Genomic DNA, 22,877 nt, shown 5'->3' on the forward strand with positions numbered 1-22,877 from the left:
CACGCGGCCGGGTATAGCCCGGCCTGCAGCCGCTCGATCCCGCTCACGCCTCGACGGTCAGGCCCTTGGCCTTCAGCACGGCTTCGAGCTTGCTGACCTCGATGACCGACTTGCCGGCCTTGTAGTCGGCGATGTATCCGGCTTCGGCGTCTTCGCGGGCCTGCGAGAGCCTCGCCACCTCAAGCGCCTCCCTGCGGCGCACGACGACCAGGCCGTCGGCGTCGCCGACGATGATGTCGCCGGGATGAATGAGTTCGCCGCCGACGACGATCGGGTCGTTGGTGGAGGTCAGCGTCTCCTTGACGGTGCCCTTGATGCAGACGCTGAGCGAGAATACCGGGAAGCCCAGCTCGCGCAGCTGCAGCGAGTCGCGCACGCCGCTGTCGGTCACAAGGCCGCCGATGCCCTTGGCGAGGCAGGCATTGGCGAGCACGTCGCCGAAGGAGCCGGCCTCCTCGTATTCGCCGCCCGAAACCACGATGATATCGCCGGGCTGAGCGTAGTTGATCGCGAGCTGCAGCATGATGTTGTCACGCGGCGCGCAGCGCACGGTAAAGGCCGGGCCGCAAAGCTTCATGCGGTAGTCGACCGGCTTGATGCGCGAGGAAAGCGCCCCGCGGCGACCCTGCGCCTCGTGAATGGTCGCCGGCGAGAATTTCGCAAGCGCCTCGATCTCGGCGGCGCTCGGACGAACGGGCATTTTCTTGATATGCGTCATGATTTTTCCCATGGGTAATCGTTGCGGCGGGCGCGGCGCCCGCCGCCGGGTTGCTCGATTCATGCCGGAAAGGAGGCCGCTTGCGCGCGAACCCTTACGGGATCTGGTCGAACTTCAGTTCGGAAAGCGGCACGACCTTGTCGGTGCGGGTCATCTTGTATTCGGTGTCCGGGCCGAGCCACTTGTCCCAGATCTTGTTGAGCTCGCCGCTTTCGTCCAGCTTGCGCAGGACCTCGTTGATCTTGGCCGTCAGCGCCGGCTGGTCCTGCTGCATGCCGATGCCGATCGGCTGGAACAGCATGGGCTCTTCGATCATGCGCATCTCGCGGCCCTTGGTCTTGGACTCGTTGACCAGCTTGGTCGTCGTCATGGTGTTGGCGACCATGCCGCGCGCCTTGCCCTGCTGGGCGGCGAGATAGGCGGATGCCGTGTCCTGGAACGTCAGCGGCTCGGACTTGTTGAGCTTGATCGACATTTCCGAGGTCGAGCCCTTGGTGGAGGCGATGCGCTGGCCGACATAGTCGGCTTTCGACGTGCCGGGATCATCGGCCGGAACGATCAGCATTTCCTTGGCGAGGTAATAGGGATCGCTGAACTGGATCTGCTCGGCACGGCTCTGGGTATAGGCGAGGTTCGCAACGGTGATGTCGACGCGGCCGAGCTTGACCTCCGGCACGCGGGCCTCCACCGAAACCGGCTTGATCTCGGCCTTCACGCCGAGTTCACGGGCAATGGCGCCGCACAGGTCGACGTCGAAGCCGACCATTTCGCGGGTCTGCGTATCCGGCGCGGCAAAAGGCGGCACGTCGGCGAAGGTCGCGCAGCGCAGCGTCTTGTTGGCGAGGATGTCGTCGAGCTGATCGGCCCTGGCAGGGCCGGCAAGCGCGGCGGCCGCGACGGTCGCTGCGAGGATGAGATGCTGATACGTCATTGGCTGTTCTCCTTCGTTGCTTGGTATTAGTGGCGCAGGTCCGCGAGGAAGCGCTGCGCGCGGGGATGCTTCGGGTTCTTGAAGAATTCGTCCGGCGTCGCCGTCTCGATGATCCGGCCGCCGTCGATGAACCAGATGCGGTCGGCGACGTCGCGGGCAAAGCCCATTTCGTGCGTCACGCACATCATGGTCATGCCTTCCGCCGCCAGCGACTTCATGACGCTCAGCACCTCGCCGACCATTTCCGGATCGAGCGCGCTGGTCGGCTCGTCGAAGAGCATGACGGGCGGCTCCATGGCGAGCGCCCGGGCGATGGCGACGCGCTGCTGCTGGCCGCCGGAAAGCTGCGCGGGATAGGAATTGGCCTTTTCGCGCAGGCCCACCCGGTCGAGCAGCTTCAACGCCTTCTCATGCGCCTCGGCCGCGGGCACGCCCTTCACCCGGATCGGCGACATGGCGACATTGTCGACCGCCGACAGGTGCGGGAAGAGGTTGAAGCTCTGGAAGACGAAGCCGATACGGCTGCGCAGGCGGTTCAGCTCGCGGCCCTTGAGCGGCGCGTGGATATCCTGGCCCTCGAAGAAGATCGAGCCGCTGTTGATCTCCTCCAGCCGGTTGACGGTGCGGATGAGCGTCGATTTTCCCGAGCCGGAGGGGCCGCAGATGACGACCACCTCGCCGCGCGAGACCGTGGCGTCGATGCCCTTCAGCACGTCGAAGTCTCCATAGCTCTTGCGGACATCGGCAAGCCGGATCGTCTGATCCTTCGCGGGGGCGGATACTGAAGCGGTCATGGCTGCTCCGTGGCGTTGGTGGTCAGGGAAAGCTGGCGCCGCGGGGCGGCGAGGCCGGCGCGGCGGCGGGTGATGCGCCGCTCCACGACATTGGTGAGCGCGGTCAGCGACCAGCAGATCACGTAGTAGGTGAGCGCGAGGATCAGGAAGACCTGGAAGGGCTGGGTGAGCAGTTGGTTGTTGACCTGGCTGGCGGCGAAGGTGAGGTCCGGCACGTTGATGACATAGCCGAGCGTCGTGTCCTTGATGGTCGCGACGAAGGTCGACAGCATGCTCGGGATCATGTTGTAGAGCGCCTGCGGCAGGATGACGTAGCGCATGGCGCCGAACCAGCCGTGGCCGAGGGCACGGGCCGCATCCATCTGCCCCGGTCCGAGCGCCACGATGCCGGCGCGGATGATCTCGCTGAGGAACGCCCCCTGGTAGACGACCAGCGTCGTCAGCATGGTCAGGAAGCTCGGCACGTCCGCGCCGGTCAGCAGCGGCACGAGGAAATAGCTCCACAGCACCAGCATCAGCAGCGGCACGCCGCGCGTCACATAGACCAGGACCGTGACCGGCCAGTGCAGCACGCGGTATTTCGAAAGCCGCGCAAAGGCGAGCAGGATGGCGAAGGGGAAGGCGATGACGATGCTGAGCGCCGAGAGGATCAGCGTGTTGGCAAGGCCGCCGAGCGGACCGTTCGGATATTGGCCGATGAGGAGCAGCAGCCAGTATTCGTCGATGATGGCTATGATGTCGTGGATCATCGTGCGGCTCCGTTCAGCGGGTCTGCGCGCCAGGTGAGCCAGGCTCCCCCGGCCATGATGATCAGGGAGAAGACGAGGTAGAGGACCGTGCCGATCAGGTAGATCTCGAAGGTGCGGAAGGAGAGGTTCTCGATCTCCTTGACCGCATGGCTGAGCTCCGGCGCGCCGATGACGATCGCAAGGCTCGAATTCTTGAACAGCGAGACACTGTGGTTGACGAGCGCCGGCAGCGCGTTGCGCCCCCCCTGCGGGATCAGCACGTTACGCATGGCCGAGATATAGCCGTGGCCGAGCGCGCGGGCCGCTTCCATCTGGCCGGGGCTGATCGAGCGCAGGCCGGAGCGCAGGTCCTCGCTGAAATAGGCCGCCTGGCAGAGGCCGAGGCCGACGATCGCGAAGATCATTTCCGCCGAATGGGCCGTCAGCCAGTCGGACAAGGCCGAGGGCAGGATCGTGAAAATGCCGAAATACCAGAGCATGAGCTGCACCAGCGTCGGCACGTTGCGGTGATAGGAAACGTAAGCCGCCACGATCGAATTGCCGATGCGGCCCGGCGAGAAGCGGATAGCGAGCAGCACGAGCGCAAGGCTCATCGCCAGCAGCCACGAGCAGATCGCGATGATGAAGGTCATCTCGATGCCGTGCGCCAGCATGGCCATGTATTCGGGGTTGCCGAGGATGGCGGTGAGGTCGAAGCCCTTCACGGCTGGCGCTCCTGCGGGCGGGCTGTCTGGAGTCCCCCCATCACCTGGAGCGTCGGGGTGATTTCCATATGGCCGATATTGACGGCGACGGGGGCGGCGATGGCGAAGGCGATGGCATCGGCGATGTCGGAAGCCTGGGGCAGCTCGAAGCCGTCGATGAAGCGCTCGCGGATCGACGGATCGTCGCCATGCACATGGTTGAAGATGTCGGTCGCCACACGGCCGGGGCAGATCTCCGTCACCCGCACGCGCTTGCCGAAGGTGTCGAGGCGCAGCTGGTTGGAGAGCATGGCGACGCCGGCCTTGGTGGCGTGATAGATGGAATTGCCGCCGAAATTGTAGTTGCCGGCGATCGAGGTGATGTTGACGACATGGCCGCGGTCGCGCGCCGCCATGCCGGGAGCGATCAGCCGGCAGAGGTGGAGGACGGCACGCAGGTTGACGTCGACGAGAAGGTCGATGTCGCCATCCTCCGCCTCCAGGAATTTCTTCGGCCGGTCGACGCCGGCATTGTTGACGAGGATGTCGAACTCGACCTCGCCGCAGAGCCTTGCGAGCGCCGCGCGGTCCGTGACGTCGATGGCATGGGAAATGCAGCCCGTGCGCGCGGCAAGGTCCTGCAGGGCACCCGCGCTGCGGGCGACGGCATGCACTTCGAGGCCCTCGCGACGGAGCCGTTCGACGACCGCAGCGCCGATCCCGGAGGAAGCACCGGTCACGAGCGCGGTTCTGTAGTCGGAAAAGGACATTGTGGTTCCCCTGTTGTTGAAAGCGAGAGTAGCGAAGCTTTCCGGCTCTGGATAAGACCGTTTGAATCTGGATGGATAAGGAAGCCTTATGGGCTTGCTCCCGCCCCTCGGGCCTGTAACATGCGGCACCATTCGTCACAGGCTCGGCATATGGATATCAGGCGTCTCAGATCCTTCATTGTCATCGTCGATACCGGCAGCATCACGCGCGCCGCCGACGTGCTGCACATCGCCCAACCCGCGCTCAGCCAGCAGCTTGCCGCGCTGGAGGATCATTTCCGCCAGAAGCTCCTGATCCGCAGCCAGCAGGGCGTCTCCATGACGGAGGCGGGCAAGGCGGTCTATCGCCATGCCCAGATCATCCTGCGCCAGATGGACCAGGCGCAGGCGGACGTGACGGCGGCCGGCTCCACGCTGGTCGGGCGCGTCTCGGTCGGCCTGGTGCCGTTTTCGAGCGCGGCGACGCTCTCCGTCGATCTTCTCACCGAAACGCGCAAACGCCATCCCGGCATCCTCCTGCACCTTACCGAAAGCGTCGGCCAGACCTACAGCCAGATGATCATGAACGGCCGGCTGGAAATGGCGTTGATCCACGGCACCGGGCCGATCAAGGGCGTGCGTTTCGAGCCGGTCTTCACGGAGGAATTCCATCTCGTCGCCCACAGCGATTTCGGCATGGAACCGGGCGAAACGCCGCTGCCGGTGAGCGCGCTGAACGACCTCCCCCTCCTTCTGCCGCCGCCCTACAATTTCGTGCGCCGCGCCATCGACCTCGCCTTCACCCGCGGCCGCCTGTCGCTGAACGTCGTGGCGGAAGTGGAGATCGTGCGCACGCTGGGCCGTGCCGTCAGCCGGGGCGTCGGGGCAACGATCATGCCGCGCGCCATTGCCGAGCGCATCGTCGCCGAATCCTCCGAGCCGATCGTCTCGCGCGTGTTGACGCCGCGGATTGAGGAGACGCTTTCCCTGTGCGTTTCCGACCAGAGCGAACTCTCCGAGCCCGCCCTGGCGGTGCGGTCGATCCTCATGGAGCTGACCGCACGCCTCAAGAGCCAGGGTTAGCGCAGACCCCTGCAGAATTCCGCGATGCGCCCGCAGGCCTCGTCGAGCTGCTCCATGCCGGTGGCATAGGAGATGCGGAAGAACGGGCTCATGCCATAGGCCGCGCCCTGCACGGTCGTGACGTGGTGCTCGTCGAGCAGGGCCAGCACGAAATCCGTGTCCGTCTCGATCCTGCGCCCGCCCTTGCTCGTCCTGCCGATGAGTTCGGCGATGTTCGGGAAGACGTAGAAGGCCCCTTCCGGCTTGTGGCAGCGGATGCCCTCGATCTCGCCGAGCCGTTCCACGACGAAGTCGCGCCGTGTCTTGTAGATCGCCGCCCGCTCCTTCAGGAGATCCTGCGGCCCGTCGAGCACGGCCGCGACGGCAGCCTGCGTGATGGTCGAGGTGCCGCCGCTGTTCTGGCCGTTGACATTGCTGATCGCCCTGATGAGATCCTTCGGCCCGCCGCAGAAGCCGAGGCGCCAGCCGGTCATCGCATAGGCCTTGGACGCGCCGTTGACCGTCAGCACGCGATCCTTCAGCAGCGGCTCCACCTCGGCGATGGTGCAGAACTCGAAGCCGTCATAGATCAGGTGCTCGTACATGTCGTCGGTCATGATCCAGACATGCGGGTGCTTCAGCATCACCTCGGCGATGGCCTTCATTTCCGCCCGCGAGCAGGCGGCGCCCGTCGGATTGTTCGGAAAATTGAGGAACAGCCATTTGGTGCGCGGCGTGATCGCGGCGTCAAGGTCCTCGGCGCGCAGCTTGAAGCCGTTCTGCTGCGGGCAGTCGACCGGCACCGGCACGCCGCCGGAAAATTTCACGATATCCGCGTAGCTAATCCAGGAGGGCGACGGGATGACGACTTCGTCACCCGGATTGCAGGTGGCCATGACGGCGTTGAAGATGATCTGCTTGCCGCCGCCGGCAACGACGATCTCCGAGGGGTCGTAGTCGAGATTGTTGTCCCGCTTGAACTTGCGGGAAATCGCCTGGCGCAGCGCCGGCGTGCCGTCGAGCGGCGGGTACTTCGTATCGCCGGCCAGCGCCGCGGCATGGCCCGCCTCGATGGCGTTGGCGGGGGTCGCGAAATCTGGCTCGCCGGAGGACAGGCTGATGACCCTGACACCCTTGGCCGCGAGGTCGCGGGCGCGCTGGGTCATGGCGGCGGAGGCGGAGACGGAAACGTTCTTCAGACGGTCGGCAATGGCGGGCATGGCAGTTGCTTTCGATGGAGCGGAGAAAAGATCAGCGCAGAAGCTTCGAGACGGGCGTTATAGTGCCGCCGGCCGCCTCGATTTCGCTGCGCACGGTGCGGGCAAGCTCGAGCGAGCCGGGCGTATCGCTGTGGACGAGGATGGACCGCGCCCGCATGGGGATGACGGTCCCGTCGATGGCCGTGACGGTGCCATGAAGGAGGAATTGCCGCACGCGGGCGCGAACCGAAGCCTCGTCCTTGACGAGCGCGCCGGGCTGGCCGCGCGGCACGAGTGCGCCTTTCGCGTCATAGGCGCGGTCGGCGAGGAAGAGGGTCAGCGTCTTCAGCCCGGCCTCGATGGCCGCGCCCTCGATCACGCTGCCCGCCGTGGCGAAGACGATGAGGTCGTCATCGACCATGCGGATCGCCTGCATCATCGCGGCGGCGAGCGCCGGGTCGCGGTTGACCATGTTTCCCATGGCCGCATGGAAGCTGACATGGGAGACCGTGACGCCCTCGGCCTTGGCGATCGCGGTCAGCGCACCGAGCTGATAGAGCATCTGCTGGCGCAGCTCGTCCGGCCCGAAAGGCAGTTCCCGGCGGCCGAATCCCTGGCGATCCGGCAGGCCGGGATGGGCACCGACATCGACGCCCCTTTCCCGTGCCAGACGAACCATGCGCACCATCGTGTCGGGATCGCCGGCATGGAAGCCGCAGGCGATGTTGGCGGAGGTGACGACACCCATCATCGCCGCGTCGTCGCAGAGCCGGTAGGGGCCGAAGCCCTCGCCCATGTCGGAATTGAGGTCGACCTGCATGTTTATCTCCTAAGCCATGCCTGCAAGCGCCTGGCGCACCAGCCGGGCAGTCTTGTGCACATCTGCGATATAGGCCGCGAGCGCCCGTTCCGCGGCCCTTGCTTCCGCATGCGTCGCCGGGACGAAGCGCAGCAGCGAGCCGATGCGCGCCTGCCCGAGCCGCCACAGGTCGGCTTCGATGACGCCCGCGATCTTGGGATAGCCGCCCGCCGTGTTGGCGTCGCTCATCTGGACGATGGGTTCGCCCGCCGGCGGCACCTGGATGACGCCGGGCACGACGCCGTGCGAGCGCATCTCCACCACCTCGGTGGGATGGATCGGGTCGCCGCTCAGCCGATAGCCGGTGCGGTCGCTGCGCGCGGAAATCTTCCACACCTGGCGCCAGAAGCGCTGCGCGTCCGCGCCGAACAGATCATGCTCGCCGGCAGGCAACGCACGAATGAGCAATGCACCGCCCTCCGCGACGGGGAAGGCATCCTTCAGCGCCACTGCCGGCGGCACGACCCCGAAGCCGCCCTTGGGCAGGAAGCCATCGGCGGCCCTGTCCGTCGCGACATGGTCGCCCGTTGCAAGCACCCGGCCCTGAAGCCCGCCGAAGCCGCCGCGCAGCGACGTGCTGCGCGAGCCCATGACCGGTGCCACAGCCACCCCGCCGGCAAGGCAGAGATAGGCCCGCGCATCCTTCAGCGGCGGGAAGAGCTCCAGCATCTGGCCCGGCGCCGCCCCGGCCGTCCACCAGGGCGGCAGCGGCACGCCATCGAGCGTCGCGCGGCAGTCCGCGCCGGTGATGGCAAAAGCACCGCCCTCCGAAAAGCGCACCCGGAAGGGAAAGGTCTGCACTTCGATGCCGGCTGCGCCGGGCGCGTTGCCGAGAAGCACATTGCCGATCCTGAGCGCGAGCGGGTCCATTGCACCTGAGGCCGTGACGCCGATGTTGCGGTAACCGGGCCGGCCGAGGTCCTGGACCGTGTTCAACGGTCCCGTTGCGACGATCTCGATCACAGCTCGATCCTTTCGGGGCGGAAACGCACGGTATCGCCGGGGGCCATGACCGCCGGGGCCGCGGCCATGGGATCGAACATCTGGAGCTCGGCAAAGCCGATGGAATTCCAGCCGTTCGGCCCGGTCAGCACGGCAACGCCCGTCTGCATGCCGCCGATGGTCACCGAGCCGCGCGCCATGTGGAGCGATGGCACGGTCTTGCGCGGCATGTGGATGCGCGGATCGAGCCCGTGCAGGTAGCCGAAGCCCGGCGCGCTGCCGAGCGCGAAGACACGGTAGGTACCCTCATGGTGGATGCGCACCACCTCCCGGTCGGAAAGGCCCGAAAGGTCGCACAAGGCCGGCAGGTCGCCCGCATGCTCGCCGCCATAAGTGACGGCGATCTCGATTTCGCGGCCCGCAAGATCGACGCCCCGCGCACGCCGCCATTCCTCCTGCAACGCATGGACGACCGCCTCCGGCGTTTCCGGCGTCTCCTTGAGGATGACCAGCAGGTTCGTCATGCCCGGCACGATCTCGGCTACCTCCGGACGGGTTTCGAGCGCATGGGAGAGCGCCCAGATGCGCCGCTGGGTCGGCAGGTCGAAGGCGCCGGGCGCCTCGATGAGGAAGGCGCGCGTGCCGATGAAGGAGATTCTTGCCAGTTCGTCCGTATCCGGCACGATGGACGCGGGTGCGGCTTGCTGAAAGCTCATCGGGAAGGCTCCATCGTCAGGACGGCGTCGCCGTAGCCGATCAGGCCGTCGGCACGGGCATGGATTTCGCCGACCATCCCGGCCTTGGAGGCGATCACCGGCAACAATACCGGGCCGACCTCGACAAAGCCGGCAATGGCGCCGGCTTCGAGCGCCCTGCCCGCGCCGGCAAGCGGCCCGGTCTCCATAGCGGCGGGATGCCTGTCGCGGAAGAGGCCCGCCATCGGCGCCCTGACGGCATGGCCTTCCGGGCGAACCGCCGGCGCTTCGGGCACAGTTTCGGCGATGCGCACGGCGCGCGCGCCGGCAGCAAGAACGATCTTCAGCCCGCCGCCATCCGGCGTGACGATTTCAAGCGCGTTCGCGCCGGAGCCTTCCAGCCAGCCGGCCAAGGTGGAGATAAGGGCGGGATCGGAGAGATCGCCGATCGTGTTCCGACCCGTCGAGCGGTCACGCCTCGCCACGGGGTTCCTCCCTCAGCCGCTTTTCAAGATGATGGATATCGACGCAGCCGCGCACGAAATCGGGATCGGCAAAGATCCGTTCGTGCAGCGGAAGATTGGTCGCGATGCCTTCGATGCGGGTCTGGGACAGGGCCACCTGCATGCGGCGGACGGCATCTTCACGGGTCGGCGCATGGACGATCACCTTGGCGATCAGCGAATCGTAATAGGGCGAAACGCGATATCCTGCGGAGACATGCGTATCGACGCGGATGCCCGGACCGCTCGGGAAGCGCACCGCGGTGATGCGCCCCGGCGCGGCGACGAAGGTTTCGGGGTCCTCGGCATTGACGCGGCACTCGAAGGCATGGCCGCGCGCCGTGCCGGCAAAGCGGCTTGCCTCCAGCACCGCGCCCTGCGCCACGCGCAGCTGCTCGTGCACGAGATCGACGCCCGCCGTCATCTCGGTGACGGGATGTTCGACCTGCAGGCGGGTGTTCATCTCGATGAAATAGAACTCGCCGTTCTCGTAGAGGAACTCGAAGGTGCCGACGCCGCGATAGCCGATCTGCCGGCAGGCCTCCGCGCAGCGCGCGCCGATCCGCTCGGCAAGCTCGGGCGCGATGCCCGGCGCCGGCGCTTCCTCCACCACCTTCTGGTGGCGGCGCTGGACGGAGCAGTCGCGATGGCCGACCCAGACGGCATTGCCGTGATTGTCGCAGAGCACCTGGAATTCGACGTGGCGCGGATGCTCCAGGAATTTCTCCATGTAGAGCTCGGGCCTGCCGAAGGCGCGCCGCGCTTCCTCGCGGGTGATGGCGACGGCATCGGCCACCTCGGCGCTCTCGCGCACGACGCGCATGCCCCGTCCGCCTCCCCCGCCGGCAGCCTTGATGATGACCGGATAGCCGATCTCCCCGGCAATCGCCCGCACCGCCTCGACACGCTCCGGCAACGGTTCGCCCGGCCCCGGCACGCAGGGCACGCCGGCCGCCATCATCGCCCGCTTGGCGGCGATCTTGTCGCCCATGATGCGGATCGCGGAAGCCGGCGGGCCGATGAAGATGAGCCCCGCCGCTTCCACCGCCTCGGCGAAGTCGGCATTTTCCGACAGGAACCCGTAGCCCGGATGGACCGCCTCGGCGCCTGTCACACGGGCTGCGAGCAGAATCGCCGCCTGGTTGAGATAGCTGCGCGACGGCGCGGAGGGCCCGATGGCCAGCGGCCCGCCCTCGTCCGGCCTGGCGCGGCCCGCCCTGTCCGCCTCGGAAGCGATGAGGACCGGCCGCAGCCCGAGCTCCAGGCAGGCACGCTCGACGCGTACGGCGATCTCGCCGCGATTGGCGATGAGAACGGAGGTGAAGGGCGCGCCCATCAGACGATCTCCACGAGCGGATCGCCGAAGCCGACATCCTGCCCGTCTTCGAAAAAGATGCGCTTGACCTTTCCTCCGAAGGGCGCACTCACCGTGGTGAAGACCTTCATCGCCTCGACGATACAGAGCGGCTGGCCCGCCCCGACCGCGTCGCCGACGGCGATCAGCGGCGCAGCACCGGGATTCGCGGCCTGATGGAGGACGCCGGCCATGGCCGAACGCACGATCCGCGCATCCTCCTCATCGTTTTTCTCGGCCGGCTCTGCCGAGGTGGAGGCGGACGAAGCCTGCGGTTCCAGCACCCCAGGCACACGATCGGCCGCCGCCGTCTGCGAAGCGTTCCGAATGACGACCGTCGTGCCTGCTTCACTGACCGTCAGTTCCGAGATACGCGAGCGACCGACGAAATCGAGAAGCGTCTTGATCTTTTCAAGATCCATGGTTTTCCCCAGGGCACGGCAGAACCGGCACATGGCCACAGCGGCCAACCCTCCGGTCCGATTGGGAAAACCTTACACAGCATCGCGATTGATGGGGGCAGACAAACTTTCAATATCGATGCGAATGAACTCGACCGCCGCACCGGCATCCACAACCGGGCGCACAAGGCGCAAGGCAAATGGGCCAGCGTCATGGCCCACCTCAAATTTGCGCTGCCGTTGCGGATGGTTCACCCGGCCGGGCATCGTCATTGCCCGCCCCTGCATTCTGCTCTAAGCATGTTTCAAGCGCGCAAACGGCTTTGGCAGCCCGACCGCTGCCTTGGCGTCTTGCCCTGCCAAAAAAACATGATAGTTTTAATCATCTTTTTTAAGGGGCATAGCGCGCCCAGCAGCGGGGTCGTCGCGCTCCGCCTGACCCAAACGCATGGAGACATGCGAGGACTGCTCGAACATGGGTGGCTTTGAACGGTGAACTACCAGCACGCAATGACCTGCCATACAGAAGGCATCAAGGTGCTCGCGCCGGTGAAATGGCGCAGCCTCGATGGGCTGGTGGGCGTCTTCTGGGATGCGGAGGGCTATTCCGGCGCGCGAGGCTACTACCTTTCGCCCGATCCGCGCATCGTGATCTTCTTCAACGACGTGTCGCCGCACATCAAGATGACCAACCGCGAAGGCGGCATGATCGAGCATTCCCGCCCGATGACCCGGGCCGTCTACGTGCCGGCCGGCGTGCCGCTCTGGACGAGCTTCACCTCCGCGCACCGCTTCTCCCATCTCGACCTGCACCTCCACAAGGACCGCATGCTGCGCTTCCTGTCGCCCGCGGTCGGCACGTCGGCGGCACTCGCCGCCTTGCGCCGGCCGGTGGAGATCCAGGATGTCGGGGCGATCGAGACGCTGGCAGGCCTCCTGGTCGACGAAGTGTCGAACCCGGCGAAACACGCGCTCTATGCCGAGAGCCTGGTCGGCACGATCGTCAGCGGCCTGCTCGACATCCAGGACCTCGGCGGCGAGCTGCAGAACGGCCGGCTCACCCAGGCGCAGATGAACCGGCTGGTCGCCCGCGTCAACGCCCGCAGCGACGGCCGGCTGACCGTCGCGGAAATGGCCGAGACGGTCGGCCTCTCGGAGAGCTGGTTCGCCAATGTCTTCAAGCAGACGACCGGCAAGACGCCGCTGCAGTGGCAGCTCGGCAAGCGCATCGACCTTGCGCAGAAACTGCTGGTCGAAAGCGAGCTGACCATCGCCGACATCGCCGCCCAGCTCGGCTTTTCCGATCAGGCGCACCTCACCAAGGCTTTCCGGCAGATCGCCGGCGAGACACCCGCCGCCTGGCGGCGGGTGCAGCAGGGCCGCTGACCTGTTTCACCAGGTCTGGCGCAGCGTCGCCGAGATCGAGCGGCCCGGATTGTAGAAGTCTGCGCCGAAGCCGCCGTAATCGACATGCTTGCGGTCGAAGAGGTTGGAGACGTTCACTTCGAGGGAGGTGTTCTCGAACACCTTGTAGGTGAAGGCCGCGTCGACGACGAAGTTGCTGCCCGTCTTCACCGTGTTCGCGTCGTTGAAGTAGTAGGAACCGGTATAGCGGCCTCCGAGGCCGAAGGTCATGTCGCCGCGCTTGCCGTCGCCTTCGAGCAGGTAGTTGACCCAGAGCGAGGCGGTATGCTTGGGCACATGGTAGGGCCGGTTGCCTTCGTTGCCGGCCGTGCCGTTCTCGACGATCTCGGCGTCGAGATAGGAGTAGCCGGCCGTCAGGCTCCAGTTCGGCGTCAGCTCCGCCTTCGCCTCAAGATCGAAGCCCCGCACCCGCACCTCGCCGATCGTCTCCTGCAGGTTCGTCGCCGGGTTGGTGCGCGTGATGTTGTTCTTCGTCAGGTCGTAGATCGAGGCCGTGATGAGCGCCGGGAAGGCGTTCGGCTGGTATTTCACCCCAAGCTCGATCTGTTCGCCGCGCTCCGGCTCGATGCCAATGGAGGGCGCCGCGACGGATTCGGCATAGCTGACGAAGGGCGCGATCTCGTCGGTGACGCGATAGGTGAGGCCGATGCGCTTCGTCAGCTCGCTGAAGTCGCCCTCGCTCTCCACGCCCGTCAGCCTGTTCGTCTCGCTGAGGTCGAGCCAGTCGTTTCGAAGGCCCGCCGTGACGATGAACTTGTCCCAGAAGGTCAGTTCCTGCTGGATATAGAGCGCCTTGCCCGTCTGGTCGCTGCGCGTGCTGGCGATCAGCGGCAGGTCGGTGGGCCGACCCGTATAGGTCGGGTTCGTCCAGTCGATGCCGGGCGCCGGCCCCCACCAGGTGCCGTTGTCGCCCTTCATGTCGTTGTATTCGACGCCGACCAGGGTGCGGCTGCCCACCGCGTCGAAACTCGCCTCGTATTGCAGATGCGCGTCGATGATGAACTGCCGGTTCGTGGCCTCGTTGCCGAAGAAGGCACGCGACGCCGTCGTCGAGCCGTCCGTCGGCGTCGCGGAAATATAGGCGTAGCCGAAATCGGTGTCGGACTTGCTGTAGCGTGCATTCGCGCCGAAGGTCAGGCCCGAGCCGAAATCATGATCGAACATCACGCTGACCGTGTCGCGGTTCGTACCGCGATAATTGTAGTCCGGTTCGCCGAAGAAGCGGCTGCGGTCGAAATCCGTGCCGACCGGATGGCCGCCGCTGCCGGGCACGCCGTCCTTGTTCAGATGATCGTAGACGATGGTGAGGCTGGTCGCGTCCGTCGGACGCCAGGTGAGCCCGCCCATGAAGAACTTCTCGTCGTCCCGCGAGTGGTCGTATTCCGCGTCCGCATCGCGCAGCTTGCCGGTGAAGCGATAGGAAAGCGTGTCGTCGGCCGTCAGGTTATCGCCGAAGTCGAAGCCCACTTCCTTGCGGCCGAACGAGCCGCCGGTGACATAGGCCTCGCCGAATTTCTCGCTTCTCGGACGCTTCGTCACATAGTTCACGGCGCCGCCGGGATCGGAGACGCCGAAGGTCGTGGAGTTCGCGCCCTTCAGCACCTCGACCCGTTCGAAGGCATAGGCCTCCTCCCGCACGCCGCCGAAGGGACGGCCGAGAATGAGCCCGTCGCGGTAGGTCGTCGCGTCGAAGCCGCGGATCTTGAAGAAATCGTAGCGGTCATCCGAACCATAGAAGTCCGTGGTGACGCCGGCCGTATATTGCAGCACTTCCTCGACGGTCTCGGCGCCGCGCAGCTGGATTTCCTTGGCCGTGATGACGGAAACCGTCGCCGGCGTGTTCAGGATCTCCGTCGCCATCCGCCCGCCCGCGGTCGTCTTCTTCGCGACGATCGACTTGGCATCATTGTCGACGCCCGCGGCGGAGCCGTCGCCATCGACGGTGATCGTCTCGAGAACCGTGGTGGAGCCCGCCTCCGCCTGCTGGGCTAACGAAACGGAAGGCGCAAGGGCGACGAGCGCGGTGCAGCCAAGAAGGACCGCGGTCCTCAAGCGGGTGAGAGGCTGTCGATTGGCGGCGCCGGTCGTCTTGATGTCCATCATCGTGTTCCAGAAATTGAAGTTGCGCTCGCCGGCGCACGGCAGGCCATGCCGGACACCAGCCGGAACAAGGATAAACCCCGCGCATCCAGAACCCCCTCAGGTCGATGCGACTGTCCCTTGGAAATCGGCAATAACTTGAGACGTATTATCCAGTATTGTAGATTTCCATGGTTTTGTACGAAACCCCGGAAACTTCGCCGCTCTCCCGCCGCAAGGTACGCGTTCGCCTTGACGCCGCCCGATGAACCTGAAACGGAAACTCCACTTTAAACGCCCTGGAGGGTTTCGCCAATGTCGCGGCTTTCGCGCTTTCCCCTGATCCTTCTCGCCGCCTGCCTCTGGATCGTGACGACAGTGCGGGCCGCGGACGAAACCACCTATCCGATCGTCATAGAACATGCCTTCGGAACGACGACGATCGCCAGGAAGCCGGAGCGCGTGGCGACGGTCGCCTGGGCGAACCATGAAGTGCCGCTGGCGCTCGGCGTCGTGCCTGTCGGCTTTGCCGCGGCCAATTTCGGCGACGACGACGGCGACGGCCTGCTGCCCTGGGTGGCGGAGAAGCTGAAGGAACTCGGCGGCGAAAAACCCGTCCTGTTCGACGAAGGCGACGGCATCGATTTCGAGGCTGTCGCCGCCACAAGGCCGGACGTCATCCTTGCCGCCTATTCCGGCCTCAGCCAGGCGGATTACGAGACGCTGAGCCAGATCGCCCCCGTCGTCGCCTATCCGCAATCGGCCTGGTCGACCGACTGGCGCGAGATGATCCGGCTCAACAGCACCGGGCTCGGCATGGCGAAGGACGGCGAGGCGCTGATCGTGCGCATCGAGAAGGAGATCGCCGATACGGTCGCGGGCTACCCGGTCCTCAAGGGCAAGTCGGCGATCTTCGTCACGCATCTCGATGCGACCGACCTCAGCACCGTGAATTTCTACACCGCCAACGACACGCGCATAAAATTCTTCGGCGATCTCGGGCTCATCTCCCCGAAAAGCGTGCTGGCTGCAACGAAGCCGGGGCAGTTCGCCGCCAGCGTCAGCGCCGAACAGGTCGACGCCTTCGACGATGTCGATATCGTGGTTAGCTATGGCGGCATGCCGCTGCTCGACGCCGTGAAGGCCGATCTCCTGCTCTCGCGCATGCCGGCCGTCAGCAAGGATGCGCTCGTCATGCTCGGCCGCGACCCGGTCGGCACCGCGGCCAACCCGACGCCGCTGTCGATCTCCTGGGTGCTGAAGGACTATGTCGCGCTTCTTGCCGAAGCCGCCGGGAAGGCGAAATGAGGCCTGACGCCGCCACGGCGCGCAGCGTGCCGGCGCCCGCCGGGCGCCTCCGCCGGCTGCGCTCCCTGTGGCTACTGCTGGTCGCCGCCGCACTCCTCGTGCTCGTCGCGCTGTCCGTCGCGATCGGCACGCGGGACGTTGGCCTCGGCGATATTACCTCGGCGCTCGGCGGCAAGGTCGAGACGATCGGCGAGGCGGCAGTGGCGATGCGCATTCCCCGCACGTTCCTGGCGCTTCTCGCCGGGGCGGCGCTCGGCCTCGCCGGCGCGATCATGCAAGGCGTCACGCGCAATCCGCTTGCCGATCCCGGTATCCTGGGCGTCAACATGGGCGCATCGCTCGCGGTGGTGGTCGGCGTCGCGTGGTTCCACATCGAAACCGCCCATGCCTATATCGTCACCGCCATCCTCGGCGCGGGGGCGGCAGCGATCTTCGTCTACGTCATCGGCTCGCTCGGACGCGGCGGCGCGACGCCGCTGAAACTGGCGCTTGCCGGCGCCGCGACGTCCGTCGCCTTCTCCTCGCTGGTCATCGCGGTCGTGCTGCCGCGAGCCGACATCGCCGGCGGCGTGCGTGCCTGGCAGATCGGCGGCGTCGGCGGAGCGACCTTCGAGCGGATCTATCCGATCCTGCCGTTCCTTGCGGCCGGCTTCGTCATCAGCCTCCTCTCCGCCCGCAAGCTGAACGCGCTCGCGCTCGGCGACGAGCTCGCCGCCGGCCTCGGCGAACACGTCGCAACGACCCGCGCCGTCGCCGCCTTCGGCGCGATCCTGCTGTGCGGCGCGACGACGGCGGTCTGCGGGCCGATCGGCTTCCTCGGCCTTGTCGTACCGCATCTCGCCCGTCTTCTGACCGGCAGCGACCATCGCTGGCTGCTGCCCTTTTCCGCCCTCGGCGGTGCCTGCCTGCTGATCGCCGCCGATATCGTCGGGCGCATCGTGGCGCGGCCGGCCGAACTCGACGTCGGCATCGTGACGGCCCTTCTCGGCGCGCCGTTCTTCATCTGGATCGTTCGCCGCCAGCGGGTGCGGGACCTTTGACCATGCTTGCGCCCCTCGTCGATTCCATCGTCCTGAACCGCCGCCGCCGCGCCCGACGGCATCGGCTCGTCATCGGCCTCCTCCTTGTGCTGGTCGCCGCGACCTTCGTGCTGACCCTGCTGCTCGGCCAGTCCTTCACCCCGCCGCGGGACATTCTTCGCACGCTGATGGGCGAGGACGTGCCGGGCGTCGCCTTCACGGTCGGCCAGCTCCGGCTGCCGCGCGCCATCCTCGCCATCCTCGCCGGCCTCAGCTTCGGCCTCGGCGGCGTCGCCTTCCAGATCATGCTGCGCAACCCGCTGGCCAGCCCCGACATCATCGGCATCAGCTGGGGCGCGAGCGCCGCGGCGGTGTTCGCGATCGTCGTGCTCGGCCTCTCGGGGCCGATCGTGTCGATCCTCGCCGTTTCCGCCGGGCTCGGCGTGGCGCTCCTGGTCTACGCCCTCTCCTTCCGCAACGGCGTTGCCGGCACGCGGCTCATCCTCGTCGGCATCGGCGTCTCGGCCATGCTGGAGAGCGTCATCGCCTACATCCTCTCCACCGCCCCCGCCTGGACCCTGCAGGAAGCCCTGCGCTGGCTGACCGGCAGCGTCAACGGCGCGCAGCTCGGCCAGACCCTGCCGCTCCTCGTCGCGCTCGCCCTCTTCGGCGGCCTGCTGCTCTCCCGCGCCCGCGATCTCGAAGCCCTGCGGCTCGGCGACGACACGGCCGCCGCGCTCGGCGTCCGGGTCGGCCGCACCCGCGTGCTGATCATCATCGCCGCCGTCGGCATGATCGCAAGCGCCACCGCCATTTCGGGGCCGATCGCCTTCGTCGCCTTCCTCTCCGGGCCGATCGCCGCCCGTATCGTCGGCAACAACGGTTCGCTGCTCGTTCCCGCCGCGCTCACCGGCGCGGCGCTGGTGCTGGTCGGGGATTACTGCGGCCAGTTCCTGCTGCCGAGCCGCTATCCCGTCGGCGTCGTCACCGGCGCGCTCGGCGCGCCCTACCTGATTTTCCTGATCGTGCGCGTCAACCGGTCCGGAGGTTCCCTATGAAACCGCACACCCTCCTCGCCAGCGGCCTTTCGGCCGGCTATGGCGAAACCCTCATCCTCGACGGGCTGGATCTTGCCGTGCCGCCGGGCAGGATCACCGTCATCGTCGGGGCGAACGCCTGCGGCAAGTCCACGCTGCTGCGCACCCTGTCGCGCCTGCTGCCGGCCAGGAAGGGCCAGGTGCTGCTCGACGGCAAGTCGATCCACCGCATCCCCTCGCGTGACCTTGCCCGCACGCTCGGCCTCCTGCCGCAATCGCCGATCGCGCCAGAGGGCATCACCGTCGCCGACCTCGTCAGCCGCGGGCGGCATCCGCACCAGGGCGTCTTCTCCCGCTGGACGCGCGAGGACGACGAAGCGGTGGCCGCCGCGCTTGCGGCAACGAAGACCGACGATCTTTCGGAACGGCCGATCGACGAGCTTTCCGGCGGCCAGCGCCAGCGCGTCTGGATCGCCATGGCGCTCGCCCAGCAGACGGACCTCCTGTTGCTCGACGAACCGACCACCTTCCTCGACATCAGCCACCAGATCGAGGTGCTGGACCTTTTGACCGATCTCAACCAGACGCGCGGCACGACCATCGTCATGGTGCTGCACGACCTCAACCTCGCCGCCCGCTACGCCGACCATCTCGTCGCGATGGCGAAGGGCCGGCTGCATGTCGCCGGCCCGCCGGAGGCCGTGCTGACCGAAGACCATGTGCGGCAGGTTTTCGGCCTCGAAAGCCGCATCATCACCGACCCGACCTCGGGCCGCCCGACCATGCTGCCGATCGGCCGTCACCGCATGATCGCCCCAGCCATCAAGGAGCCCCTATGAACGCCCTCCCGGAATTCAAGCTCACCGGTGTCGCGCTGCCGAAGGATGCGCCCAAGATGCTCGACGAGGTGTGCGAACATTTCGTCGAACATGCCGAGGTGCGACGCACGGAAAACGCCGCGACGCTGACAAGCGAGATCGGCGTCGCCCATATGCGCCTCGACGGCGGCCGGCTCTTCATCGACCTCGCCTGCCCGAGCGACGGGGCGCTCCAGATGAGCCGCACGGTCATCGCCGAGCATCTCTTCTATTTCGCCGGCGAGGACCCGCTGGAGCTCACCTGGTCCGAGCCGGCGACGCGCACGCGGCTCGCCAATCTCCATGAGGTGACGGTCGTCTCCGCCGAGGACGTGACGCCGCATATGCGGCGCGTCGTCTTCGCCTGCGCGGACGTCAACCCCTTCATCGGCGGCGGCATGCATGTGCGCCTGCTCGTTCCGCCGAAAGGCCGGGCGCCGGTCTGGCCGGGATTGCGCGACGACGGCCGCATCGCCTGGCCGGAAGGCGAGGACGCGCTTCTCGTGCGCGTCTACACGATCCACGCCGTCGACGCCGAGCGCGGCGAACTCTGGATCGACTTTCTCCAGCATCCCGTGCCCGGCGTTCCGACGCCCGGCGCCGATTTCGCCCGCGATGCGCAGCCGGGGGACAGGCTCGCCCTGCTCGGCCCCGGCGGCGGTGACCTGCCGCAGGCCGGGACCATCTTCCTTGCCGGCGACGAAAGCGCCCTGCCCGCCATCGCCCGCATCGCCGCCGAAGTTCCGGCAGGCACCCGCATGCAGGCGATCATCGAGGTGGCGGATGCCGCGGAGGAACAGCCGCTGCCCACCGCCGGAACGCTCGACGTGCGCTGGCTGCATCGCACGACCTATGCCGCGGGCGCCAGAAACGTGCTCGCGCGGACGACGATAGAAGCACTTTCCGCCGTCGACGGCGACACCTTCGTATGGGTCGCCTGCGAGCGGGAGGACGTCCGGCTCGTCCGCGCCTTCCTCAAGGGCCGCGAACACGACCGCAAGCGCATCTACGCCGCATGGTACTGGGAGCGCGAAAACACCTGACGGCGGGCCTTCTTCCCGCCGGCCACGCTATTCGTCTTCCTCCTCCTCGTCGGAAGACAGCAGATCGACGAGCATGGCCACCCTGCCCGACGGCAGATGCCGGCCCTCTCCCATGAAGGCCTCGTCATTGTTGATCCACGCCCATGCCTCGGCAAGCTCGGCTTGCGTGGCTCCCGTCGCAACGACCTCGGTCACGAGCGTTTGATCGACCGGACCAAGGACGGCGGCGACGTCCTGCGAAGTCATCGTCATTTCCCGTTCTCCCTTGTAGCATCCGCGATACCTGTCGAATATGGCGCCGCCAGCCCGAAAGTCCATTTTCTCGCGCCTGGAAATTCGGCCGCGACGCCGAGCGCTGCGGTCGGCTCGTCGATGAGGGTCAGCGTAATGGCGACGCGCTGGGACGAAGGCATCCGCCCGGCGCGTCACGGGCTGGAACCGGCCTGCACCACCGTGACGGCGATCATGTGGAAGACGTCGTCGGCATTGCAGCCGCGCGAGAGGTCGTTGGCGGGCTTGGCAAGGCCCTGCAGGATCGGGCCGATGGCGGTGGCACCGCCGATGCGCTGGGCGATCTTGTAGCCAATATTGGCGGCATCGAGGTTCGGGAAGACGAAGACATTGGCCCCGCCGTTGAGGGCCGACCGCGGCGCCTTGGCGGCGCTGACGGCCTCGACGAAGGCGGTATCGAACTGCAATTCGCCGTCGATGACGAGGCCGGGCGCGGTTTCCTGCGCGAGCCGCGTTGCCTCCACCACCTTGGAGACGCGCTCATGCGCGGCGCTGCCGGCCGTCGAGAAGGAAAGCATCGCCACCTTCGCCGGCTTGCCGGCCAGCGCCTCGAAGGAGCGCGCCGAGCTGACGGCGATATCGGCAAGGCCCGCGGCATCGGGATCGACTACGAGGCCGCAATCGGCAAAGACGAAAGCACCCTTCTTCACATGGTGCGAGGCGCACAGCATCATCAGGAAGAAACTCGACACCAGGCCGACACCGGGCGCGCGGCCGATGGTCTGGAGCGCGGCACGCACCGTATCGGCGGTGGTCGCGACCGCCCCGCCCACCGTGCCGTCCGCCTCATCCTCGCGCACCATCATGGCGGCGAAGACGAGTGGCGTGCGCACCGCCGCGGCCGCCGCCGCTTCGTCCACGCCCTTGCTCCTGCGGAGCGCGTGATAGGCGGCGGCAAGACGCGGCGTGAGCGCGGACGATGCCGGGTCCTCGATGCGGATCTCCTCCGTCCCGGCGCCGGCCGCCGCCAGCCGCTCTTCGACGGTTTTCCGATTGCCGACGAGCGTGATCGCGGCAATGCCGGCGCGCACGGCGCGCAAGGCCGCCTCGACGACGCGCGGATCCTCCCCCTCGGCGAGCACGATGTGGCGCGGCGCGGCTTTCGCGGCTTCGAGAATGCGGTCGAGCGGTTTCATCAGGCGTGTCCCAGATAGTGAATGCCGACGAGGATGAAGAGGGCGATGAAGACGGTCTCGGCAACGATGAGCGCGACGGCATCGCCGCCGACATCCAGCACCCGGCGCAGCGACGTGCGCATGCCGACGGCGACGATGCCGGCAAGCAGCGCCCAGCGCGAGGTCTCCATGCCGGCCGTCGCGACCAGTTCGGGAACGAGGCCGAAGGAGTTGAGCGCGGCGAAGACCAGGAAGGCGACGACGAAGCCGGGCAAGAGCGGCGGGCGTTTTCCCGCCTCGCCTTCCAGCTGCGGCACGCTGCGCAGCGAGAGCGAATAGAACAGCACGACCGGCGCCAGCATGGTGACGCGGATCAGCTTGACCAGCGTCGCCGTCTCCCCCGCTTCCGGCGAGACGGAAAAGCCGGCACCGACGACCTGCGCCACGTCATGGATCGTGCCACCGAAGAAGATGCCGGTCGCCCGCGCGTCGAGCCCCATGGTCTGGGCGATGATCGGATAGGCGATCATGGCGAGCGTCGAGAGCACGGTGACGGAGAGCACGGTGAAGATCAGGTTGCGCTCGGAGAACTCGTTCTTCGGCAGCACGGCGGCGATCGCCATCGCCGCGGAAGCGCCGCAAATCGCGACGGATCCGCTGGTGAGCAAGGCAAGCCGCCAGCCGCGGCCGAGCAATTTCGCCGCAAGCAGGCCGAAGCCGATGGTGGCGACGAGCGCCGAGACGAGCAGCAGGATGGTGCCGGCGCCGAGTCCGATCAGGAGATCGACGCTGATGCGCATGCCGAGCAGCGCGACGCCGATGCGCAGCACATGCTTGGCGCAAAAATCGATGCCGGCGACGCAGCGCCCCTCTTCCGAGAGGAAATGGAAGGCAATGCCGAGCAGGAGCGCCATCAGCATGGCCGGTGCGCCGTAGTGATCGGAGAGGAACTGCGCGGCGACGGCCACGGCAGCGGTGACGGCAAAGCCCGGCCAGTAGGCGGCAAAGCCGGAGGGCATGCCGCGGAAACGGTCTTGGACGGAGGCGGCGAAGGTCATGATGTC

25 protein-coding genes are annotated in these 22,877 nt (G+C 66.8%); 7 read left to right on the forward strand and 18 right to left on the reverse strand.

Annotated elements, in window-relative coordinates; all coding sequences use genetic code 11:
- Positions 1–43: 43 nt before the first annotated feature.
- The 6 genes from AABF56_RS25765 to AABF56_RS25790 form a co-directional block, all read right to left on the reverse strand.
- The gene (locus tag AABF56_RS25765; protein WP_272807603.1) at positions 44–718 is read right to left on the reverse strand and encodes a 4-carboxy-4-hydroxy-2-oxoadipate aldolase/oxaloacetate decarboxylase; all 675 of its coding nucleotides are present in this window, start codon (positions 716–718) and stop codon (positions 44–46) included.
- 94 nt (positions 719–812) lie between these two features.
- Positions 813–1,649, reverse strand: a complete 837-nt coding sequence (locus tag AABF56_RS25770; RefSeq protein WP_244766225.1) for an ABC transporter substrate-binding protein — start codon at positions 1,647–1,649, stop codon at positions 813–815.
- Between the two features lie 26 nt (positions 1,650–1,675).
- Complete coding sequence (locus AABF56_RS25775) at positions 1,676–2,443, reverse strand: amino acid ABC transporter ATP-binding protein (protein WP_244766224.1); 768 nt, start codon at positions 2,441–2,443, stop codon at positions 1,676–1,678.
- Positions 2,440–3,192: an amino acid ABC transporter permease gene (locus AABF56_RS25780; RefSeq protein ID WP_272807602.1), complete on the reverse strand. Its 753-nt coding sequence runs from the start codon at positions 3,190–3,192 to the stop codon at positions 2,440–2,442. Before AABF56_RS25780 ends, AABF56_RS25775 begins: the two co-directional genes overlap by 4 nt.
- Positions 3,189–3,896, reverse strand: coding sequence for an amino acid ABC transporter permease (locus AABF56_RS25785; protein WP_272807601.1), 708 nt, complete (start codon positions 3,894–3,896; stop codon positions 3,189–3,191). The genes AABF56_RS25780 and AABF56_RS25785 overlap by 4 nt, the downstream gene beginning before the upstream one ends.
- Positions 3,893–4,645, reverse strand: coding sequence for an SDR family oxidoreductase (locus tag AABF56_RS25790; protein ID WP_244766221.1), 753 nt, complete (start codon positions 4,643–4,645; stop codon positions 3,893–3,895). Before AABF56_RS25790 ends, AABF56_RS25785 begins: the two co-directional genes overlap by 4 nt.
- A 150-nt stretch (positions 4,646–4,795) precedes the next feature.
- Here AABF56_RS25790 and nac point away from each other — a divergent pair, with 150 nt between their 5' ends.
- Entirely contained in the window at positions 4,796–5,707 is a 912-nt protein-coding gene (gene nac, locus AABF56_RS25795; RefSeq protein WP_244766220.1) for a nitrogen assimilation transcriptional regulator NAC, read from the forward strand.
- On the opposite strand, the gene AABF56_RS25800 is transcribed toward nac, so the two are convergent.
- From AABF56_RS25800 to AABF56_RS25835, 8 genes are all read right to left on the reverse strand, one after another.
- On the reverse strand, positions 5,704–6,906 hold the full coding sequence (locus tag AABF56_RS25800; RefSeq protein WP_272807600.1) for a pyridoxal phosphate-dependent aminotransferase: 1,203 nt from the start codon (positions 6,904–6,906) through the stop codon (positions 5,704–5,706). The genes nac and AABF56_RS25800 overlap by 4 nt on opposite strands.
- 31 nt (positions 6,907–6,937) lie before the next feature.
- Positions 6,938–7,705, reverse strand: coding sequence for a LamB/YcsF family protein (locus AABF56_RS25805; RefSeq protein WP_272807599.1), 768 nt, complete (start codon positions 7,703–7,705; stop codon positions 6,938–6,940).
- Between the two features lie 9 nt (positions 7,706–7,714).
- Complete coding sequence (locus AABF56_RS25810; RefSeq protein WP_272807598.1) at positions 7,715–8,707, reverse strand: 5-oxoprolinase subunit C family protein; 993 nt, start codon at positions 8,705–8,707, stop codon at positions 7,715–7,717.
- A complete protein-coding gene (gene pxpB / locus AABF56_RS25815) occupies positions 8,704–9,402 on the reverse strand; it encodes a 5-oxoprolinase subunit PxpB (protein WP_272807597.1) in 699 nt (232 codons plus the stop codon). Before pxpB ends, AABF56_RS25810 begins: the two co-directional genes overlap by 4 nt.
- Entirely contained in the window at positions 9,399–9,866 is a 468-nt protein-coding gene (locus tag AABF56_RS25820) for a hypothetical protein (protein ID WP_272807596.1), read from the reverse strand. The genes pxpB and AABF56_RS25820 overlap by 4 nt, the downstream gene beginning before the upstream one ends.
- Positions 9,853–11,220: an acetyl-CoA carboxylase biotin carboxylase subunit gene (locus tag AABF56_RS25825; protein ID WP_272807595.1), complete on the reverse strand. Its 1,368-nt coding sequence runs from the start codon at positions 11,218–11,220 to the stop codon at positions 9,853–9,855. Before AABF56_RS25825 ends, AABF56_RS25820 begins: the two co-directional genes overlap by 14 nt.
- A complete protein-coding gene (locus AABF56_RS25830) occupies positions 11,220–11,660 on the reverse strand; it encodes an acetyl-CoA carboxylase biotin carboxyl carrier protein (protein ID WP_272807594.1) in 441 nt (146 codons plus the stop codon). Before AABF56_RS25830 ends, AABF56_RS25825 begins: the two co-directional genes overlap by 1 nt.
- A 72-nt stretch (positions 11,661–11,732) precedes the next feature.
- Positions 11,733–11,912: a hypothetical protein gene (locus AABF56_RS25835; protein WP_272807593.1), complete on the reverse strand. Its 180-nt coding sequence runs from the start codon at positions 11,910–11,912 to the stop codon at positions 11,733–11,735.
- A 219-nt stretch (positions 11,913–12,131) separates the two neighbouring features.
- On the opposite strand from AABF56_RS25835, the gene AABF56_RS25840 reads away from it, so the two are divergent.
- Positions 12,132–13,025, forward strand: coding sequence for a helix-turn-helix domain-containing protein (locus tag AABF56_RS25840; protein ID WP_272807592.1), 894 nt, complete (start codon positions 12,132–12,134; stop codon positions 13,023–13,025).
- A 6-nt stretch (positions 13,026–13,031) separates the two neighbouring features.
- Here AABF56_RS25840 and AABF56_RS25845 read toward each other — a convergent pair whose 3' ends face one another.
- Entirely contained in the window at positions 13,032–15,164 is a 2,133-nt protein-coding gene (locus tag AABF56_RS25845; RefSeq protein WP_272807591.1) for a TonB-dependent siderophore receptor, read from the reverse strand.
- Positions 15,165–15,458: 294 nt separating this feature from the next.
- Between AABF56_RS25845 and AABF56_RS25850 the strand changes: the two genes are divergently transcribed.
- Genes AABF56_RS25850 through AABF56_RS25870 form a run of 5 tightly spaced genes read left to right on the forward strand, consistent with a single transcriptional unit; the run spans position 15,459 to position 20,407 of the window.
- Positions 15,459–16,451 carry an iron-siderophore ABC transporter substrate-binding protein gene (locus AABF56_RS25850; protein ID WP_272807590.1) on the forward strand — a complete coding sequence of 331 codons (993 nt, stop codon included), beginning with the start codon at positions 15,459–15,461 and terminating at the stop codon, positions 16,449–16,451.
- Entirely contained in the window at positions 16,448–17,491 is a 1,044-nt protein-coding gene (locus tag AABF56_RS25855) for a FecCD family ABC transporter permease (protein WP_272807589.1), read from the forward strand. Before AABF56_RS25850 ends, AABF56_RS25855 begins: the two co-directional genes overlap by 4 nt.
- A gap of 2 nt (positions 17,492–17,493) precedes the next feature.
- The gene (locus AABF56_RS25860) at positions 17,494–18,528 is read left to right on the forward strand and encodes a FecCD family ABC transporter permease (protein ID WP_272807588.1); all 1,035 of its coding nucleotides are present in this window, start codon (positions 17,494–17,496) and stop codon (positions 18,526–18,528) included.
- Positions 18,525–19,346, forward strand: coding sequence for an ABC transporter ATP-binding protein (locus tag AABF56_RS25865; protein ID WP_272807587.1), 822 nt, complete (start codon positions 18,525–18,527; stop codon positions 19,344–19,346). Before AABF56_RS25860 ends, AABF56_RS25865 begins: the two co-directional genes overlap by 4 nt.
- Positions 19,343–20,407 (forward strand): DUF2218 domain-containing protein, encoded by a 1,065-nt coding sequence (locus AABF56_RS25870; RefSeq protein ID WP_272807586.1) that lies wholly within the window; start codon positions 19,343–19,345, stop codon positions 20,405–20,407. The genes AABF56_RS25865 and AABF56_RS25870 overlap by 4 nt, the downstream gene beginning before the upstream one ends.
- Before the next feature lie 27 nt (positions 20,408–20,434).
- On the opposite strand, the gene AABF56_RS25875 is transcribed toward AABF56_RS25870, so the two are convergent.
- From AABF56_RS25875 to AABF56_RS25885, 3 genes are all read right to left on the reverse strand, one after another.
- Positions 20,435–20,659, reverse strand: coding sequence for a hypothetical protein (locus AABF56_RS25875; RefSeq protein WP_244766205.1), 225 nt, complete (start codon positions 20,657–20,659; stop codon positions 20,435–20,437).
- Between the two features lie 173 nt (positions 20,660–20,832).
- Positions 20,833–21,834: a phosphate acetyltransferase gene (gene pta / locus AABF56_RS25880; RefSeq protein WP_272807585.1), complete on the reverse strand. Its 1,002-nt coding sequence runs from the start codon at positions 21,832–21,834 to the stop codon at positions 20,833–20,835.
- Positions 21,834–22,871 (reverse strand): YeiH family protein, encoded by a 1,038-nt coding sequence (locus AABF56_RS25885; protein ID WP_443021170.1) that lies wholly within the window; start codon positions 22,869–22,871, stop codon positions 21,834–21,836. Before AABF56_RS25885 ends, pta begins: the two co-directional genes overlap by 1 nt.
- Between the last annotated feature and the right edge of the window lie 6 nt (positions 22,872–22,877).

Origin of the sequence: Shinella sp. WSC3-e (assembly GCF_945994535.1) — a bacterium.
Lineage (GTDB): Bacteria > Pseudomonadota > Alphaproteobacteria > Rhizobiales > Rhizobiaceae > Shinella > Shinella yambaruensis.

What these genes read in the sequence shown, in the direction of transcription:
- AABF56_RS25850 (WP_272807590.1), top strand. Translation starts at nt 15,459, where the DNA reads ATGTCGCGGCTTTCGCGCTTTCCCCTGATCCTTCTCGCCGCCTGCCTC.
- pxpB (WP_272807597.1), bottom strand. Translation starts at nt 9,402, where the DNA reads ATGAGCTTTCAGCAAGCCGCACCCGCGTCCATCGTGCCGGATACGGAC.
- AABF56_RS25830 (WP_272807594.1), bottom strand. Translation starts at nt 11,660, where the DNA reads ATGGATCTTGAAAAGATCAAGACGCTTCTCGATTTCGTCGGTCGCTCG.
- AABF56_RS25870 (WP_272807586.1), top strand. Translation starts at nt 19,343, where the DNA reads ATGAACGCCCTCCCGGAATTCAAGCTCACCGGTGTCGCGCTGCCGAAG.
- AABF56_RS25860 (WP_272807588.1), top strand. Translation starts at nt 17,494, where the DNA reads ATGCTTGCGCCCCTCGTCGATTCCATCGTCCTGAACCGCCGCCGCCGC.
- pta (WP_272807585.1), bottom strand. Translation starts at nt 21,834, where the DNA reads ATGAAACCGCTCGACCGCATTCTCGAAGCCGCGAAAGCCGCGCCGCGC.
- AABF56_RS25765 (WP_272807603.1), bottom strand. Translation starts at nt 718, where the DNA reads ATGACGCATATCAAGAAAATGCCCGTTCGTCCGAGCGCCGCCGAGATC.
- AABF56_RS25805 (WP_272807599.1), bottom strand. Translation starts at nt 7,705, where the DNA reads ATGCAGGTCGACCTCAATTCCGACATGGGCGAGGGCTTCGGCCCCTAC.
- AABF56_RS25775 (WP_244766224.1), bottom strand. Translation starts at nt 2,443, where the DNA reads ATGACCGCTTCAGTATCCGCCCCCGCGAAGGATCAGACGATCCGGCTT.
- AABF56_RS25875 (WP_244766205.1), bottom strand. Translation starts at nt 20,659, where the DNA reads ATGACGATGACTTCGCAGGACGTCGCCGCCGTCCTTGGTCCGGTCGAT.
- AABF56_RS25770 (WP_244766225.1), bottom strand. Translation starts at nt 1,649, where the DNA reads ATGACGTATCAGCATCTCATCCTCGCAGCGACCGTCGCGGCCGCCGCG.
- AABF56_RS25835 (WP_272807593.1), bottom strand. Translation starts at nt 11,912, where the DNA reads ATGACGATGCCCGGCCGGGTGAACCATCCGCAACGGCAGCGCAAATTT.
- AABF56_RS25865 (WP_272807587.1), top strand. Translation starts at nt 18,525, where the DNA reads ATGAAACCGCACACCCTCCTCGCCAGCGGCCTTTCGGCCGGCTATGGC.
- AABF56_RS25885 (WP_443021170.1), bottom strand. Translation starts at nt 22,871, where the DNA reads ATGACCTTCGCCGCCTCCGTCCAAGACCGTTTCCGCGGCATGCCCTCC.
- AABF56_RS25780 (WP_272807602.1), bottom strand. Translation starts at nt 3,192, where the DNA reads ATGATCCACGACATCATAGCCATCATCGACGAATACTGGCTGCTGCTC.
- AABF56_RS25825 (WP_272807595.1), bottom strand. Translation starts at nt 11,220, where the DNA reads ATGGGCGCGCCCTTCACCTCCGTTCTCATCGCCAATCGCGGCGAGATC.
- AABF56_RS25790 (WP_244766221.1), bottom strand. Translation starts at nt 4,645, where the DNA reads ATGTCCTTTTCCGACTACAGAACCGCGCTCGTGACCGGTGCTTCCTCC.
- AABF56_RS25800 (WP_272807600.1), bottom strand. Translation starts at nt 6,906, where the DNA reads ATGCCCGCCATTGCCGACCGTCTGAAGAACGTTTCCGTCTCCGCCTCC.
- AABF56_RS25845 (WP_272807591.1), bottom strand. Translation starts at nt 15,164, where the DNA reads ATGGACATCAAGACGACCGGCGCCGCCAATCGACAGCCTCTCACCCGC.
- AABF56_RS25855 (WP_272807589.1), top strand. Translation starts at nt 16,448, where the DNA reads ATGAGGCCTGACGCCGCCACGGCGCGCAGCGTGCCGGCGCCCGCCGGG.
- nac (WP_244766220.1), top strand. Translation starts at nt 4,796, where the DNA reads ATGGATATCAGGCGTCTCAGATCCTTCATTGTCATCGTCGATACCGGC.